This is a genomic window from Streptomyces sp. NPDC059455 (assembly GCF_042750115.1).
GTDB classification, from domain to species: domain Bacteria; phylum Actinomycetota; class Actinomycetes; order Streptomycetales; family Streptomycetaceae; genus Streptomyces; species Streptomyces endocoffeicus.
Genome location: NZ_JBHYVB010000011.1, coordinates 72,372 through 88,143, shown reverse-complemented (window position 1 = coordinate 88,143; position 15,772 = coordinate 72,372). Strand labels below are relative to the sequence as shown.

The following is a 15,772-nucleotide window of genomic DNA, read 5'->3' as shown; positions in this document are numbered from 1 at the left end:
AGGAAAACTACTATAATACTTCTAATAAAAAATCTCCCACACACCCCGCCGCCGCGGGGGGCGGCCGGCACACGCCGCCCCCCCCCCTGTCCTGGGCGAGCCTCTCGGCTCCGTCAGAGCGTCAGAACCTTCAGAACGTCAGCTTCCAGCTGTTGATGTAGCCGGTGTCCTGGGCGTACATGTCTTGAACCCTCAGCTTCCAGGTGCCGACCGCGGTCTCGGAGGACGCGTCCACGGTGTACGTGGTCCGCACATCGTCCGCCGAGTCGAAGAGGCTGCTGTCCTTGAGCCGGTAGGCCGTACCGTCCGGGGCCACCAGGTCGATCACCAGGTCGCCGCGGTAGGTGTGCACGATGTCCACACCCACCTGGAGGTTGCTGGGCGCGTTGCCGGCCCGGCTCACCGAGATCGGCGAGGTGATCGGCTCACCCGCGTCCGGGATGGCGATGTCCGCGGTGTTCTCGAAGACATTGCCGCCGCTGGTGTTGACCGTCCAGGTGAAGGACGCCGTACCGGTCTTGCCGGCCGAGTCGGTCACCGTGACGGTCACCGCGCTCGACCCGACGGTGGTCGGGGTGCCGGAGATCAGACCGCTGGAGGAGTCGAGGGCCAGGCCCGCGGGGAGCCCGGTGGCCGCGTAGCTCAGCGCCCCCGGGTTGGAGCTGGTCGCGGTGATCTGGAGGCTGGTGGCCTGGTCGACGATGCTGGTCTGGTCGCCGGGCGGGGTGACGGTGACGCCGTCGGCGATCCGGGTGCCGACGTTGACCCCGGCCCAGGCGTTGGCCACCGCGTTGTACTGCGCGCTGCCCTGGCCGAACAGCTCGCCCGCCGCCCACAGCGTGGCGTCGCGGGCGCCCGCGTAGTTGGTGTTGGAGGTCATCCGCTGGCTCAGCGCCTTGAACCAGATCTTCTCCGCGTTGTCCCGCCCGACGCCGGTGACCGGGAGGTTGTCGTACGTCGGGCTGTTGTAGCTCACGCCGTTGATGACCTTGGCGCCGCTGCCCTCGGAGAGCAGGTAGAAGAAGTGGTTGGCGATGCCGGACGAGTAGTGGACGTCCACATTGCCGACACCGGAGTACCAGCTGTCCTTGGAGGTCCCGTCCTTGCTGGGCTTGTCCATGTAACGCAGCGGGGTGCCGTCGCCATTGATGTCGATCTTCTCGCCGACGAGGTAGTCGCCGGGGTCGTCGGCGTTGTTCGCGTAGAACTCGACGGCGGCGGCGAAGATGTCGGAGGTGCCCTCGTTGAGCCCGCCGGACTCACCGCTGTAGGTGAGGTTGGCGGTGGCCGCGGTGACACCGTGGCTCATCTCGTGCGCGGCGACATCGATGGAGGTCAGCGGCTTGGCATTGCCCGAACCGTCGCCGTAGGTCATGCAGAAGCAGGCGTCCTGCCAGAAGGCGTTGACGTAACCGCTGCTGTAGTGGACCCGGGAGTACGCGCCGACACCGTCGCCCCGGATACCGGTGCGGCCGTGCACGTTCTTGTAGTAGTCCCAGGTCTCGGCGGCGCCGTAGTGCGCGTCCACCCCGGCGGTCGCGGCGTCGGAGGTGGTGCCGTTGCCCCAGACGTCGTCGGCGTCGGTGAAGAGCGTGCCGGTGCCCGAGGTGCCGCGGTTGAGGTTGTACGTCTTGTGGTTGCCGCGCCCTGCGTCGGTGAGGTTGTACGAGCCCGAGCTGCCCGAGGTGCCGAGGGCCACCTGGCCGCTGTACTGGCTGTTCCCGGTGCCCGTCTTGACGCCCTGGAACTCGAACAGCTTCTTGCCGGTGGCCGCGTCGCTGATGACGTGCAGCTCGTTCGGGGTGCCGTCCTCCTGGAGGCCGCCGACGACCGTCTCGTACGCGAGGGTTGGGGCGCCCTTCGCGGCCCAGATCACCTTGCGGGGCGCCCGGTCGGCCGCGGTCTTCCGCGAACCCTGCGCGTTCGCCGCCTTCACGGCGGCCTTCTCGGCGGTGGCGGGCGCGACGGCGGCGCTGGTGGTCGGGACGGTCAGCCGGGCCTTGGTGGCCTTGGCGACGGTCAGCGGCGCGCCGCTCTTCGCCCGGTCGACGACCAAGTCGCCGCCGAGGACGGGGAGTCCGGCGTAGGTGCGCTCGTAGCGGGTGTGCGTCGTGCCGTCGGCGTCCTTGATGACGTCCTTGACGACCAGCTTCTCCTTGGCCCCGAGCCTGAGGTCCTGGGCGGCCTCGCCCTTCGCGGCGTCCGCCGAGCGGATCAGCTTGGCGCGCTGGGCGGGGGACAGCTTCACGGGGAGGGCGCCGGGGTCGGGGGCGCCGGAGATGGTGCGGGCGGCGGGGCGGTCGGCGGCGTTCGCGGAGTTCGCGGCGGAGTCGTCCGGGCGGGCGGCGGCGGTGCCGCTCTGGAAGCCGACGCCGATCATCGCCGCCGCGACGACCAGCGCACCGGTCGCGATGGCCCGGTTGCCCGGGGTGCGACCGGATCTGCGGCCACTGGGTCTGAGGTGCCGTTGGGGGAGGGATCTCACGCTGACTCCTTCTGCGCTGGCCGCGCGGTGGCACGGCCGGGACGACCGGGCGGCTGGGTCGCCGTCCGGGCAGGGCAGGGCAGAACGCGTGCTTACCCTGGCGTTACCGGGTGCGCCCGGCCGCAGACGAACGACCGGGCGCGGCCGCGGTGCGACCGGGGGTGTGGGGGGTGGCTGTGGCTGTGGCTTCGGGCGCGGCTAGGGGCTGGGGGAAGCGCCGCGCCTCGGCCGAGGGAAGAGTGCCATCAATGGACTCGACCTGTCAGGATCGCGACAAAAACTTGTCCGGAAAGCGTCCGTTGACAGGTGTGCCGTGTTCATATGGCGGTGATTTACGGTCAATTTCGGTAAGGAGCGATGTCGGTGGCGTTTCCCGGCATCACCCGCCATATCCCGCCCCCCCATGTCCGGCCCCTCGAACCCTGCGAACCCGATCCCCGCTGTCAGCGCGCGGTGGAGTCGAAGTGCGGCTCCTCGCGCAGCAGGGCGCTCAGATCGGCGCCGGGGCGCAGCTCCGCCGGGTCCTCGCCGCGGCGGAAGAGGATCGCCCCGGCGTCGATGCCGCCCAGGGTCAGCCGGTCCGCGTCCCGGCGCAGCCAGGTGCCCTCGCGCAGGCCGACCACGGGGACGTGGTTCTCCTCGAGGAACTGCTCGAGCCGCTGGGCCCGGGTCTCGCCCATGTGGGCGGTGTCCGGCTTGGCGTCGAGGTAGTGCGGGTTGATCTGGAACGGCAGCAGGCCCAGCGCCTCGAAGGTCGGCGGCTGGACGATGGGCATGTCGTTGGTGGTGCGCAGGGTCGGGCAGGCCATGTTGGTGCCCGCGCTGGAGCCCATGTAGACCGCGCCCGCGGCCACCCGCTCCCGTATCGCCCGGACCAGATCGCGCTCGTGCAACGCCTTGAGCAGCCGGAAGCTGTTGCCGCCGCCGACGAACACCGCCCGCGCCCCGCGCACCAGACCGGCCGGGTCGTCGGCGGTGTGCGCACCGGTGACCTCCACGCCCAGCGGCTCCAGGGCCGAGGCCACCTGGGCGGTGTAGCCGTCGTGGTCGGCCAGCGCGTACGGCACGAAGACGAGCCGGCGCGCGCCGTCCAGCACCGAGGCGATCTCCTCCCGCGCGTGTTCCAGATAGCCACGGCCGGGCGCGGCGGAGTTCGACAGCAGCAGCAACTGCATGAGGGGGCCTTTCCGAGACGGGTCACAAGGGAGGCGGCGGGACGCCGGGCGGCTCGGCGCCGACGCCGCGCCGTTCAGCGCCGCTCGCGGTGCGGGGCACGCCGGGGCCGGGCGGGCGTCAGCGCCCGGCCCAGATCGGCGGCGCCCTGCAGCAGCGGTGCCACCAGCTGCTCCCGGCGCGGGCGCAGCACCTCGGGGGTGGCGGCCAGGGTCAGGGTGCCCACCGGACGTCTGCCCACCAGAACCGGCGCCGCGAGCGCGGCGGTGTCCGGATCGTACTCGCCCTCGGAGTACGCGTAGCCCTCGCGCCGCATCTCGGAGAAGCGCTCCTCCAGCCGCACCGGATCGGTCAGGGTGTGCTCGCCGAAGCGCGCCATCGGGCGGCCGTACAGCAGCACGGCCCGGTCACCGGGCGGGAGCATACCGAAGTAGGCGCGGGAGGTGGCCCCGGCGTGTGCCGGGTACAGCTCGCCCGCCAGCACGTAGTAGCGCAGCGGGCCGGTGGCCCCGTCCACCGCCGCGACGCAGCGCATGTGCACCCCGTCCGGGACCGCGAACAGCGCGTTCACCCCGACCGTCCCGGCCAGTGCCTCCAGGGTGGGCCGGGCCAGGCTGGCCATGCCGCCGCCCCGCTCCCACACCCAGGACAGATGCCATACCGCCGGGCCCAGCCGGTAGCGGCGTGAGCGCTTGTCGGAGACCAGGAAGCCCCGGTAGGCGAGCGCGGCCAGCAGCCGCTGGGCCACCGACTTGTCCAGTCCGAACTCCTCGGCGATCTCGGTGACGCCCCATTCCGGGCGCTCCCGGTCGAAGGACAGCAGCACATTCAGCACGCGGTCCGCGGTCTGGAGAGGTGGGGCGCTGGTTACGGGAGTCTGTTCGGCCATGACGAAAGGGTAAACATTCTCGGATATAGAGAAAACATTGCGCACTGCGCCACAGCGGGCGGACCCTGGCGAGGCCGGTGCCGGGAGGATCCCTGGCCAGGCCGGTGCCCGGTGGCAGTGCCCGCCCCGCGCAGCGCTTCCCCTTCCGCACGACCCCTTCCCCTCCCGCTTCCCCGTTTCCCGTTCCCCGGTCGGGCCATGGGCGTCACCGAACGCATCGCCCCGACCGCCCGCATCACTCCGACCGAACGCATCACCCCGCCGTGAGAGGCCAGCTGTGCTCAAACACGTCCTTGACATCATCGAACTCCTCGACCGACCGCAGACCAGCGGCGCACTTCTCGCCGATCATCTGCGCGCGGTCCAGGCCGCGGCCGGAGCCGACCTCCAGACGGCGCCCGCGATCGAGGTACGCACCGTCGAGGGCGACAAGGGCAGCACGGACTTCGTCTCCGTCACCGTTCCCGGCCGCCGCGGCAAGCTCAGCGGCGGCGACGCCCCGACCCTGGGCATCCTCGGCCGGCTCGGCGGAGTCGGCGCCCGCCCGGAGCGGATCGGGCTGGTCTCGGACGCCGACGGGGCGGTCGCGGCGCTGTCCGCCGCGGCCAAGCTGCTGGACATGCACGCCCGGGGCGACGTCCTGGACGGCGATGTCACGCTCTCCACCCACGTCTCCGGCTGGGCCCCCACCCAGCCGCACGACCCGGTGCCCTTCATGGACTCCCCGGTGGACACCCTGGTGTGCAACCGGGAGGAGATCTCGCCCGCGATGGACGCGGTCGTCTCCATCGACACCACCAAGGGCAACCGGCTGCTCAACCACCGCGGCGTCGCCCTGTCGCCCACGGTCTGCCAGGGCTGGATCCTGCGGGTCAGCGAGGATCTGGTGTCCGTCCTGGAGAGCGTGACCGGCGAGCCGGCGCGGATCCTGCCGATCACCACCCAGGACATCACCCCGTACGGCAACGGAGTGCACCACCTCAACTCCATCCTCCAGCCCGCCGTGGCCACCACCGCCCCCGTCGTCGGCCTCGCGATCACGGCGGGCACGGCGGTGGCCGGATGCGCCACCGGCGCCAGCCATGAGCCCGACATCGCCGTCGCGGCCCGGTTCGCCGTCGAGACCGCCAAGGAGTTCGGCCGCGGCGTCGCCCGCTTCCTGGACGCCGAGGAGTTCGCGCGCCTGGTCGAGCTGTACGGACCCATGACCCACCTCCAGGCCCTCACCCCAGCGGGGTGACCGACCCGTCCGGGGCGACCCACCCGTCCCCACCCCGGACCCCGCAGGAGTCCCCATGAACCCGAACCCCCAGGCCACCGCCGAGGCCGCGGACGCCCCGCCGCGGCCGCACCCCAGAGCCTTCGAACCGGTCACCCTCGTCCTGACCATCGTGCTGTCGGTCCTCGGCGCCCTGATCGGCATCGTGCTGATCACCACGCTCGGGGTGTCGCCCAATACGGCGGTGATCGGCGCCCTGGTGGCGATGCTCATCGGCCGTATCCCGGTGGGCGTGCTGACCCGGATGCGCTCGAAGCACCGGCAGAACCTGGTGCAGTCGGCGATCTCCGGCTCCACCTTCGCCGCGGCCAACTCCCTGCTCACCCCGATCGCGGTGCCGTTCGCCCTCGGGCGTAACGACCTGGTGTGGCCCATGCTCGGCGGGGCCGTCATCGGCCTGGCGGTCGACAGCTGGGTGCTGTACCGGGTGTTCGACTCCAAGCTGCTGCCCGCCACCGGCTCCTGGCCGGCCGGTATCGCGGCGGCCGAGACGATCAAGGCCGGGGACACCGGCGGGCGCAAGGCCGCGATCCTGGGCGTGGGCGCCGTGGTCGGCTTCGTCGGCGCGCTGTTGAAGCTGCCGACCAGCGCCGCGGGCGTGGGCTTCCTGGGCAACATCTGGGCGCTCGCCATGTTCGGCATCGGGCTGACCGTGGGGCAGTACGCCCCCGACTTCGGCTTCGACCTGGGCGCGCACCATGTGCCGCACGGACTGATGATCGGCGCCGGGCTGGTCGCCCTGACCCAGGCGCTGCTGCTGATGCGGACGCGGAAGGGCGGGGGCGACGGGGCCGATCAGGCGGAGAGCGCCGACGGCGCCGACGGCGGCCGTACGGTCCAGGCCCCCCAGCTGCGGCGGGGACTGCTGGAGGGCATGGGCCTCTTCGTCTGCGGCGCGGTCGTGGTCGCGATCGCGGGCGGCGTGGCCGGCGGGCTCTCGCTGCCCGCCGTGGTCGGCTGGGTGCTGCTGGCCGGTGTCGCCGCCATCGTCCACCAGCTGATCGTGGGGCTGGCGGCGATGCACTCCGGCTGGTTCCCGGCCTTCGCCGTCACCCTGATCTTCCTGATCATCGGTCTGGTGCTGCACATCCCGACCGTCCCGCTCGCCCTGCTGGTCGGCTACACGGCCTCCACCGGCCCCGCCTTCGCCGACCTCGGCTACGACTTCAAGGCGGGCTGGCTGCTGCGCCGGGACGCCGCGCCCTGGCGGCCCTTCGAGATCGAGGGGCGGCGTCAGCAGTACCTCGCCCAGCTCGTCGGCTTCGGTGTGGCGCTGGTCGTCGTCGCCGTCGCCTGGAAGGCCTTCTTCTCCGAGGGCAAGGTGCCGCCGGTCGCCGAGGTCTACGTCACCACCATCAAGACCGGCCTCGAGCCCGGCACCATGACCACCATGCTGCTGTGGGCGATCCCCGGCGCGCTGGTCCAGCTGATCGGCGGGCCCTCCCGGCAGATGGGCGTCCTGCTGGCCACCGGCCTTCTGGTGGCCACGCCCCAGGCCGGATGGATGGTCCTCGGCGCCCTGGTGGTCCGTCAGCTCTACACCATGTGGCGGCGGCGCGGGATCGCCGACGCGAGGGCGCGCAAGGAGTCCGACGAGCAGGCCGAGAACGATCTGTCGCTGGTCGGCGCGGGACTCGTCGCCGGAAGCTCCCTCAACGACGTCGGCCAGCTCACCAAGGCGCTGTGAACGAGCCGGTGGCAGGCCCCGAGCCCTTGAACAGTTCTGTGAACGGCCCCGTGGACGGCCCCGTGAGCGGCCCTGTGGACGGCCCTGTGAACGGCCCTGAGAGGAAGGACATCCGCGCTGTGGACACCACGGAGACCGTGGACCGCGACAACCCGGCGGGCGGCCCGGCCCTCGGCCTCGTCACCATCGGCCAGGCCCCGCGCGCCGACCTCCGCCCGGACGCCGAACCGCTGCTGCCAGGGGTGCGCCTGGTCGAACACGGTGCGCTCGACACCGACCGGTTCGACGGCGACGCCGAGGCCGCGACCCGCCAACTGCTGGCCCCCGAACACGGCGAGGCACCGCTGGTCTCCCGGCTGCGCGACGGCCGTTCGGTGCTGCTCGGGCACGGGGCCATCGTCCCGCGCATCGCGGACGCGGTCGCCCGCGCGGAGCGGGACGGCGCCGCCGCGACGCTGCTGCTGTGCACCGGCCGCTTCCCGGCGGTACGGGCCCGGCGGCCGCTGCTGTTCGCCGAACCGTTGGTGCAGCAGGCCGTGGCGGCGGCCGTGGGCACCGACCCCGTGGGCATCGTCTGCCCGCACCCGGACCAGGCGGAGGACGTCTCCCGGCGCTGGGCTGAGCTGCTGCCCGGCCGGGTGGAGGCCGCGGTCGCCGATCCGTACGGCCCCGCCGAACGCGTCCTGGACGACGTGGCCGCGGCCGCGCGCAGCCTGACCGAGCGCGGCAGCTCCTGGCTCGTCCTGGACTGCATCGGCTACACCGAGCGGATGCGCACCGCCGCCCTCCGGGCCGCCGACCGCCCCGTACTGCTGGCCCGCGCCATCGCCGTCCGGATGGCGGCGGAGGTGGTGGCGGCCTCGGCGTAACGGGCACACGGAGCCTGTCGCGTTACCCCTCGCACTGTCGGCGTGACCGGTGCGCGGCGCCTGCCGCGTCCCCCCCCCTCGCACCCTCGGCGTGACCGGTGCGCGGCGCCTCCGCGCACCCTCCGCCCTGACCTTCTGCGCACCCTCCGCCCCGACCCTCCGCCCGGTCCCTGCGTCCGACCCGATGTGCCTCATCCACCGGAGGTCCACCTTGTCCGTGCTCCCGTCCGAAGCCCTGGTCCGGCCCATCGGGGTGATCCGGGTCCTCACCAGCGAGGACCCCGCCGCCGTCGCCACCCATGGCATGGCCATCGAGGAGCGCTACGGTCTGCCGACCGTCTCGCGGTGCATCCCCGACCAGCCCCACGGCATCCATGACGACGAGTCCGAGGCCCGCGCCGAACCCAAGATCGTCGCCCTCGCCCGGGAGTTGGCCGACGCCGGGGCGCGGGCGCTGATCATCAGCTGCGCCGCCGATCCGGCGCTCCAGGAGACCCGTCGGGCCGTCGGCGTCCCCGTCATCGGCGCGGGGTCGGCGGCCGCCGCCGTGGCCCTTGGCCTCGGCCACCGGGTCGGGGTGCTGGGCATCCGGGACGAGGCACCGCCCGCCGTACGCGCCCTGCTCGGCGACCGCTTCACCGCCGCCGCCCGCCCCCACGGCGTCCACCGCACCACCGACCTGCTCGCCCCGGAGGGGCCCGCGGCGGTGCTGGAGGCCGCGGCCGGGCTCGTCGCCTCGGGTGCGGACACGCTGCTCCTGTACGGGCCTGAACACCATCGGCATCCGGCCCCTGCTGGAGCGGGGGCTGGGCGTCCCGGTCGTGGACCCGGTGCTCGCCGCCGGGCTGCTCGCCTCGTACGCGCACGGGGCCTGAGCGGCCGGCGACGGATCGCCGGGCCGCACCCGGCGCCCGTGCCACACCGAATCCGGCGCCCGCCTCACACCAGACCCGGCGCCCGCCTCACACCAAGCTGTCCCGCCACGCCTGGTGCAGTGCCGCGAACCGGCCCTCGCCCGCGATCAGCCGGTCCGGCGGGCCGTCCTCCACGATCCGGCCGTCGGCCATGACCAGCACCCGGTCGGCCGTCTCGACCGTCGACAGCCGGTGGGCGATGACGACCGCCGTACGGCCGCGCAGCACCGTTTCCATGGCGCGCTGCACCGCCCGCTCGCCCGGGATGTCGAGGGAGGAGGTGGCCTCGTCGAGGATGAGGACCGACGGATCGGCGAGCAATGCGCGGGCGAACGCCACCAGTTGGCGCTGACCGGCGGAGATCCGGCCGCCGCGCTTGCGCACATCCGTGTCGTAGCCGTCGGGCAGCGCGGCGATGAAGTCATGCGCGCCGATCGCCTTGGCCGCCTGCTCGATCTCGGCGCGGGTGGCGTCGGGGCGGCCGATGGTGATGTTGTCGGCGACCGTGCCGGAGAACAGGAACGCCTCCTGCGTCACCATGACCACACCGCGCCGCAGTTCGGGCATGGCCAGATCGCGCAGATCCACCCCGTCGAGCAGCACCCGGCCGTCGCTGGGGTCGTAGAAGCGGGCCAGCAGCTTGGCCAGGGTGGACTTGCCCGCGCCGGTGGCCCCGACCACCGCGACCGTCTGCCCGGCGGGCAGCGTGAGGTCGAAGCGGGGCAGCACCTCGCCGCCGGTGCGATAGGCGAAGCGCACCCCGTCGAAGACCACCTCCCGGCCGGGGGCCTTCGCCGGGCGCGGCGGCAGCGGCTTGGGCTCCGCGGGCTCGGGCACGGAGGGGCGCTGGGCCAGCAGGCCCGCGATCTTCTCCAGCGAGGCGGCCGCCGACTGGTAGGAGTTGAGGAACATCCCCAGCCGGTCGATCGGGTCGTAGAGCCTGCGCAGATACAGCGCGGCCGCGGCGAGCACCCCGAGCGCGAGCGAACCGGAGGCCACCCGGTAGGCGCCCCAGAGCACGATGGCGGCCACCACCGCGTTGGCCACCAGCCGGGAGCTGACCACATAGCGGGCCATCTCCAGGATCGCGTCCCCGTTGGCGCGCTCATGGCGGTGGTTCTGCTCGCCGAAGCGCGCGTCGTTGGCGCGCTCGCGGCGGAACGCCTGCACGGGTCGGATGCCGTTCATGGTCTCGGTGAACGTCACGATGACCGCCGCGATGGCCGTCGACCGCTTGCGGTACACCCGCATGGAGCGGCGCTGGAAGGAGCGGATCAGCAGATACAGCGGCCAGAAGGAGAGCACGGCCGCCCCGCCCAGACCCCAGTCCAGATACAGCAGCGTGATGGAGATGTAGACCACCGACAGGGCGACCCCGAGCAGCTCCTCCAGGCCCTCGATGAGCAACTCGCGCAGCGACTCGACGTCCGTCGTGGCGCGGGAGATCAGCCGGCCGGAGGTGTACCGCTCATGGAAGTCCACGCTCAGCGCCTGGGCATGACGGAAGATCCGGCCGCGCAGATCCAGCAGCACGTCCTGGCTGATCCGGGCCGAGGCGCGGATGAACGCGTACTGCAGCGCCCCGGAGGCGAGCGCACAGCCCAGATAGCCCGCGCCGACGGCGATCAGCGGGCCGTGGCCGCCGTCGCGGAGGGCGGGCACGGCACGGTCGATGGCGTACGCCACGAGCAGCGGACCCGCCTGGACGGCGGCCTGCTGGAGCAGCAGCAGAACGGTCGCCAGCCACACCCGCCGCCGACGCGGGGAGAGCAGCGAACGCAGCAGGGCCAGCGACGCGCCCTTGGGCACGGGCAGGACATCGCGGTCGAACGGGTCGTCGGACGACGCCGCCCGGCCCCCGTCCTTGTCGTCCCAGTCGTCCGTGCTCTCCCGCTCCTCCTCGACCGTGGTCATGGACTTCTCTCCCCCTCCTCGGCTTCCTGCCCGGACATCAGCGAGCGGTACTCCGCGCTCTCCCGCAGCAGCCGCTGATGGGTGCCGACGGCGGCGATCCGGCCCTCCGACAGCAGCGCGACCCGGTCGGCGAGCAGCACGGTGGACGGCCGGTGGGCGACGACCAGCGCGGTCGTGGACGCCAGCACCCGCCGCAGCGCCGCCTCCACCAGCGCTTCGGTGTGTACGTCGAGGGCGGACAGCGGATCGTCGAGCACCAGGAACCGGGGGCCGCCCACGACGGCCCGCGCCAGCGCGAGCCGCTGCCGCTGACCGCCGGACAGACTCAGCCCCTGCTCGCCGACCTCGGTGTCGGTGCCCTCGGGCAGGGCGTGCACGAAGTCGGCCTGCGCCACCTTCAGGGCCCGCAGCAGCTCCTCCGTCCCCGCGTCGGCGGCGCCCATGAGGACGTTCTCCCCGGCGGTGGCGGAGAACAGCGTGGGCTCCTCGAACGCGATGGCCACCAGGGCGCGCAGCTCCTCCCGGGTGAGGGCGGTGATGTCCCGGCCGTCGAGGGTGATCCGGCCGCGCGTGACCTCATGGAGCCGGGGGACGAGCGCGGTGAGGGTGGTCTTCCCGGAACCGGTCGCCCCGACCAGCGCCATGGTCTCGCCGGGCCGGATGTGGAGATCGACCCCGTGCAGCACGGGCGGCTCCTCCGGCGGCGCGTCCGCGTAGGCGAACTCCACCCCCTCGAACCGCAGCCCGCCCTCGCCCTCCCGCTCTTGGCCGCCCTCCTGTTCTTGGCCGCGCTCCTGTTCTTGGCCGCGCTCCTGTTCTTGGCCGCGCTCCCGCGAAGGCGCGGCCCGAAGCCGGTCGGCGGCCGTGGCCGGTTCCGCGTCCATGACGTCGAAATAGCGGTCGGTGGCCGTGGCCGCGTCCTGGCTCATGGCGAGGAGGAAGCCCAGGGACTCCACCGGCCAGCGCAGCGTCAGGGCGGTGGAGAGGAAGGCGACCAGCGTGCCCGCCGACAGATCCCCGTCGGCCACCCGCACCGTGCCGAGCACCAGCGCCGCGCCGATCGCCAGCTCCGGCAAGGTCATGATCAGCGCCCAGAGCGTGGCCAGCAGCCGCGCCTTGTGCAGCTCGGTGGAGCGGACCTGCTCGGACAGGGCGCGGAAGGCGCGGGCCTGGCTGCGGTGGCGGCCGAAGCCCTTGACGATCCGGACGCCCAGCACCCCCTCCTCCACGACCGTCGTCAGATCGCCGGTCTGGTCCTGCACGGTGCGGGCCACCGTCGCGTACCGCGTCTCGAACAGCGAGCACAGGATCACCAGCGGCACCGCCGGGATCACCAGGACCAGGCCCAGCGTCCACTCCTGGGACAGCAGAATGGCGAACCCGGCCAGGATGGTGACCCCGTTGACCACCAGGAAGGTGAGCGGGAAGGCCAGGAACATCCGCAGCAGCATCAGATCGGTCGTGGCCCGCGACAGCAGCTGGCCGGAGGCCCAGCGGTCGTGGAAGGAGACCGGCAGCCGCTGCAGATGGCGGTAGAGATCGGCGCGCATCGCGGCCTCGACGGACGCCAGCGGTCGCCCCACCAGCCAGCGCCGCAGCCCGAAGAGCGCCGCCTCGGCCGTGCCGAGGGCGAGCAGCAGCGCACCGCCCAGCCAGACCCCGCCCGGGTTCCGGTGGGCCACCGGGCCGTCCACCATCCACTTGAGGACCAGCGGGATGACCAGCCCCAGACAGGAGGCGACGACCGCCACCCCGGCCGCGCCGAACAGCCGCGCCCGCACCGGGCGTACATATGGCCACAGCCGCAGGAGCGAACGCGTGGCGGAGCGGTGCCGCGGGGCGGCACCGCCTTCCTGGGCGCGGGGTTCACTCGTCACAGCCATCAGTGGGGAGACTACGGTCCGCCACTGACAGTGCTCACTCGGTTTTTTGGCGTAGGTCCACGGAGGTGAGGGCGCGCAGCAGCAGGACCGAGCGTTCCGGAAGCTCGATGGGCGCGCCCGCCGCGAGGAGTGTGCCCGGGGGCGCGTCCTGCTCCTCGCGGGCGGTGTCCAGCAGAAGCTCGTACCCCCGGGCCCAGGGCGGCCCGGGGAGGGTGAAGGTGACCGGTCGCGAGCCCGCGTGCAGCAGCGCCAGGAAGCTGTCGTCGGTGACCGGGGCGCCGTGCGGATCGCGCTGGGGCAGTTCGCGGCCCGACAGATAGGCCCCGAGGGCGGTCGTCGGCGCGTACCAGTCGGATTCGGTCATCTCGGTGCCGTGCGGGGTGAACCACGCCAGGTCGCGCAGGCCCTCCGGGGGCCGGGCCAGACCGGAGAAGAAGGCCGGGCGGCGCAGCACCGGATGGGCCCGGCGCAGCCGTATCAGCCGGGCGGTGAGCTCGGTAAGGGCGCGCCAGCCCGGGTCCTCCAGCAGCGACCAGTCCAGCCAGCCGGTCTCGTTGTCCTGGCAGTACGCGTTGTTGTTGCCGCCCTGGGTGCGGCCCAGCTCATCGCCCGCGACCAGCATCGGCACCCCGGTGGACAGCAGCAGGGTGGCCAGCAGATTGCGCAGCTGGCGGCGGCGCAGCGCGCGTATGCCCAGGTCGTCGGTCTCGCCCTCGGTGCCGCAGTTCCAGGCACGGTTGTCGGGGGAGCCGTCGCGATTGCCCTCCCCGTTGGCCTCGTTGTGCTTGCGCTCGTACGAGACCAGGTCGCGCAGGGTGAAACCGTCGTGCGCGGTGATGAAGTTGACCGAGGCGTACGGGCGGCGGCCACCGCGCTCGTACAGATCGCTGGAGCCGGAGAGCCGGTAGCCCAGATCGCGGGCATCGGGCAGCGCCCCGCGCCAGAAGTCCCGCACCGCGTCGCGGTACCGGTCGTTCCACTCCGCCCACAGCGGCGGGAAGGCGCCCACCTGATAGCCGCCGGAGCCCACGTCCCACGGCTCCGCGATCAGCTTGACCCGGCGCAGCACGGGATCCTGCGCGATCACGGCCAGGAAGGGGGAGAGCATGTCCACGCCGTGCGCGGCGCGGGCGAGCGCGCTGGCCAGGTCGAAGCGGAAGCCGTCCACACCCATCTCGGTGACCCAGTAGCGCAGCGAGTCGGTGATCAGGCGCAGCACCTGGGGCTGGAGGACGTTGAGGGTGTTGCCGCAGCCGGTGAAGTCGGCGTAGCGGCGGGGGTCCTGCTGCAGCCGGTAGTAGCCGCGGTTGTCCACACCGCGCAGCGAGAGGGTGGGACCCAGCTCACTGGCCTCGGCGGTGTGGTTGTAGACCACGTCGAGGATCACCTCGATCCCGGCGGCGTGCAGGGCCCGCACCATCCGCCGGAACTCCCCGACCTGCTGGCCCCGGGTGCCGCCGGACGCGTATCCGGCGTGCGGCGCGAAGTAGCCGATGGAGTTGTAGCCCCAGTAGTTGCGCAAGCCCCGCCGCAGCAGATGGTCCTCATGGGCGAACTGATGCACCGGCAGCAGCTCCACCGCCGTGACCCCGAGCCGGGTCAGATGCTCGATCGCCGCCGGATGCGCCAGCCCCGCGTAGGTGCCGCGCAACTCGGGCGTCACCCCGGGGTGGCGCATGGTGAAGCCGCGCACATGGAGTTCGTAGATCACCGACTCGGCCCAGGGCGTCTTGGGCCGCCGGTCCTCGATCCACTCGTCGGGCGCGCCGTCCGCCGCGTCGTCGCCGACGACCACGCCCTTGGGGACGTACGGGGCGGAGTCGCGATCGTCCCGTACGGTGTCCGCCACATGCTGCTGCGGCCAGTCCCGCACATGTCCGTAGACCTCCGCCGGCAGCGCGAAGTCCCCGTCCACGGCGCGGGCGTACGGATCCAGCAGCAGCTTCGCCGGATTCCAGCGGGCGCCCATCCAGGGGTCCCAGCGGCCGTGCACGCGGTAGCCGTAGCGGCGGCCGGGCAGCACACCGGGGACGAAGCCGTGCCAGACCTCATGGGTGAGCTCGGGGAGCGGGCAGCGGAGCTCGTGGCCGTCGTCGTCGAACAGGCAGAGGTCGACGGCCTCGGCACCGCCCGCCCACAGCGCGAAGTTGGTCCCCCACGCCCCGTCCGGCCCCTGGCGGGGGCGGGCGCCGAGCGGCTCCGGGCTGCCCGGCAGGACGGCGGGGCCCGCCACGGGAGCGGTGGTCCGGCCGCGGCGCGGCGCGACGGCCGTGGGGCGGTGGCCGACGGGGTGCCCCACCGCCGTCGCCGAGGGGCGTGCGGGGGTGCCGTCGCGCGCCGCCTGCTGGGCTGCGCGCGTCTCCCGCTGGGCTGCGTGCGTCTCCTGCTCGGCTGCGCTGGACACATCGGCCTCCGCGGCTCGCGGCCAACCGCCTCCGCTCTGCGGGAGGGAGGCGGGCAGCACCTCATGGCGGGCCGGTGGGCCCGCGGTGTCCCGTCCCGCACGGCCCGGCCCGCCCCCTCCCACCTGTTGTGCCCGTAATCCCCTTTCTATAAGGCTCGGTTCGCCTCCGGGGCGCGTCAGTCTCCCCCCCCGAACCCGGGGCTGTGGCCCCCCTAGAATGTGGGGGCGGCGCGGGGGCGGGGCGCGCGCCGCGCCCGCCCCGCCCGCGCGCGCTG

Annotated in this window: 10 protein-coding genes; 4 read left to right on the top strand and 6 right to left on the bottom strand. The window is 73.0% G+C overall.

Translation table 11 applies throughout. The features are described 5' to 3' along the window. Positions 1-130: 130 nt before the first annotated feature. The 3 genes from ACFXB5_RS05960 to ACFXB5_RS05950 form a co-directional block, all read right to left on the bottom strand. A complete protein-coding gene (locus ACFXB5_RS05960; RefSeq protein ID WP_385202949.1) occupies positions 131-2,380 on the bottom strand; it encodes a M4 family metallopeptidase in 2,250 nt (749 codons plus the stop codon). Positions 2,381-2,928: 548 nt separating this feature from the next. Beyond that, positions 2,929-3,660 (bottom strand): dipeptidase PepE, encoded by a 732-nt coding sequence (gene pepE / locus ACFXB5_RS05955; RefSeq protein ID WP_385202897.1) that lies wholly within the window; start codon positions 3,658-3,660, stop codon positions 2,929-2,931. 74 nt (positions 3,661-3,734) lie between these two features. Then, entirely contained in the window at positions 3,735-4,547 is an 813-nt protein-coding gene (locus tag ACFXB5_RS05950) for an IclR family transcriptional regulator (RefSeq protein WP_385202894.1), read from the bottom strand. Positions 4,548-4,824: 277 nt separating this feature from the next. Here ACFXB5_RS05950 and ACFXB5_RS05945 point away from each other — a divergent pair, with 277 nt between their 5' ends. The 4 genes from ACFXB5_RS05945 to ACFXB5_RS05930 all read left to right on the top strand — a co-directional run bounded on the left by ACFXB5_RS05945 (position 4,825) and on the right by ACFXB5_RS05930 (position 9,451). Next, positions 4,825-5,787, top strand: coding sequence for a DUF1177 domain-containing protein (locus ACFXB5_RS05945; protein WP_385202892.1), 963 nt, complete (start codon positions 4,825-4,827; stop codon positions 5,785-5,787). Positions 5,788-5,842: 55 nt separating this feature from the next. Next, positions 5,843-7,513: an OPT family oligopeptide transporter gene (locus ACFXB5_RS05940; RefSeq protein ID WP_385202889.1), complete on the top strand. Its 1,671-nt coding sequence runs from the start codon at positions 5,843-5,845 to the stop codon at positions 7,511-7,513. A 119-nt stretch (positions 7,514-7,632) separates the two neighbouring features. Further along, entirely contained in the window at positions 7,633-8,382 is a 750-nt protein-coding gene (locus tag ACFXB5_RS05935) for an AroM family protein (RefSeq protein WP_385202886.1), read from the top strand. Positions 8,383-8,599: 217 nt separating this feature from the next. After that, a complete protein-coding gene (locus tag ACFXB5_RS05930) occupies positions 8,600-9,451 on the top strand; it encodes an aspartate/glutamate racemase family protein (protein ID WP_385202947.1) in 852 nt (283 codons plus the stop codon). Here the strand turns inward: ACFXB5_RS05930 and ACFXB5_RS05925 are convergent. The 3 genes from ACFXB5_RS05925 to glgX are packed head-to-tail and all read right to left on the bottom strand — an operon-like array spanning position 9,345 to position 15,497. Continuing rightward, positions 9,345-11,210 (bottom strand): ABC transporter ATP-binding protein, encoded by a 1,866-nt coding sequence (locus tag ACFXB5_RS05925; protein WP_385202883.1) that lies wholly within the window; start codon positions 11,208-11,210, stop codon positions 9,345-9,347. The two genes, ACFXB5_RS05930 and ACFXB5_RS05925, sit on opposite strands and share 107 nt — an antisense overlap. Beyond that, the gene (locus ACFXB5_RS05920) at positions 11,207-13,093 is read right to left on the bottom strand and encodes an ABC transporter ATP-binding protein (protein ID WP_385202881.1); all 1,887 of its coding nucleotides are present in this window, start codon (positions 13,091-13,093) and stop codon (positions 11,207-11,209) included. Before ACFXB5_RS05920 ends, ACFXB5_RS05925 begins: the two co-directional genes overlap by 4 nt. Before the next feature lie 34 nt (positions 13,094-13,127). Then, a complete protein-coding gene (glgX, locus tag ACFXB5_RS05915; RefSeq protein WP_385202878.1) occupies positions 13,128-15,497 on the bottom strand; it encodes a glycogen debranching protein GlgX in 2,370 nt (789 codons plus the stop codon). Positions 15,498-15,772: the final 275 nt, after the last annotated feature.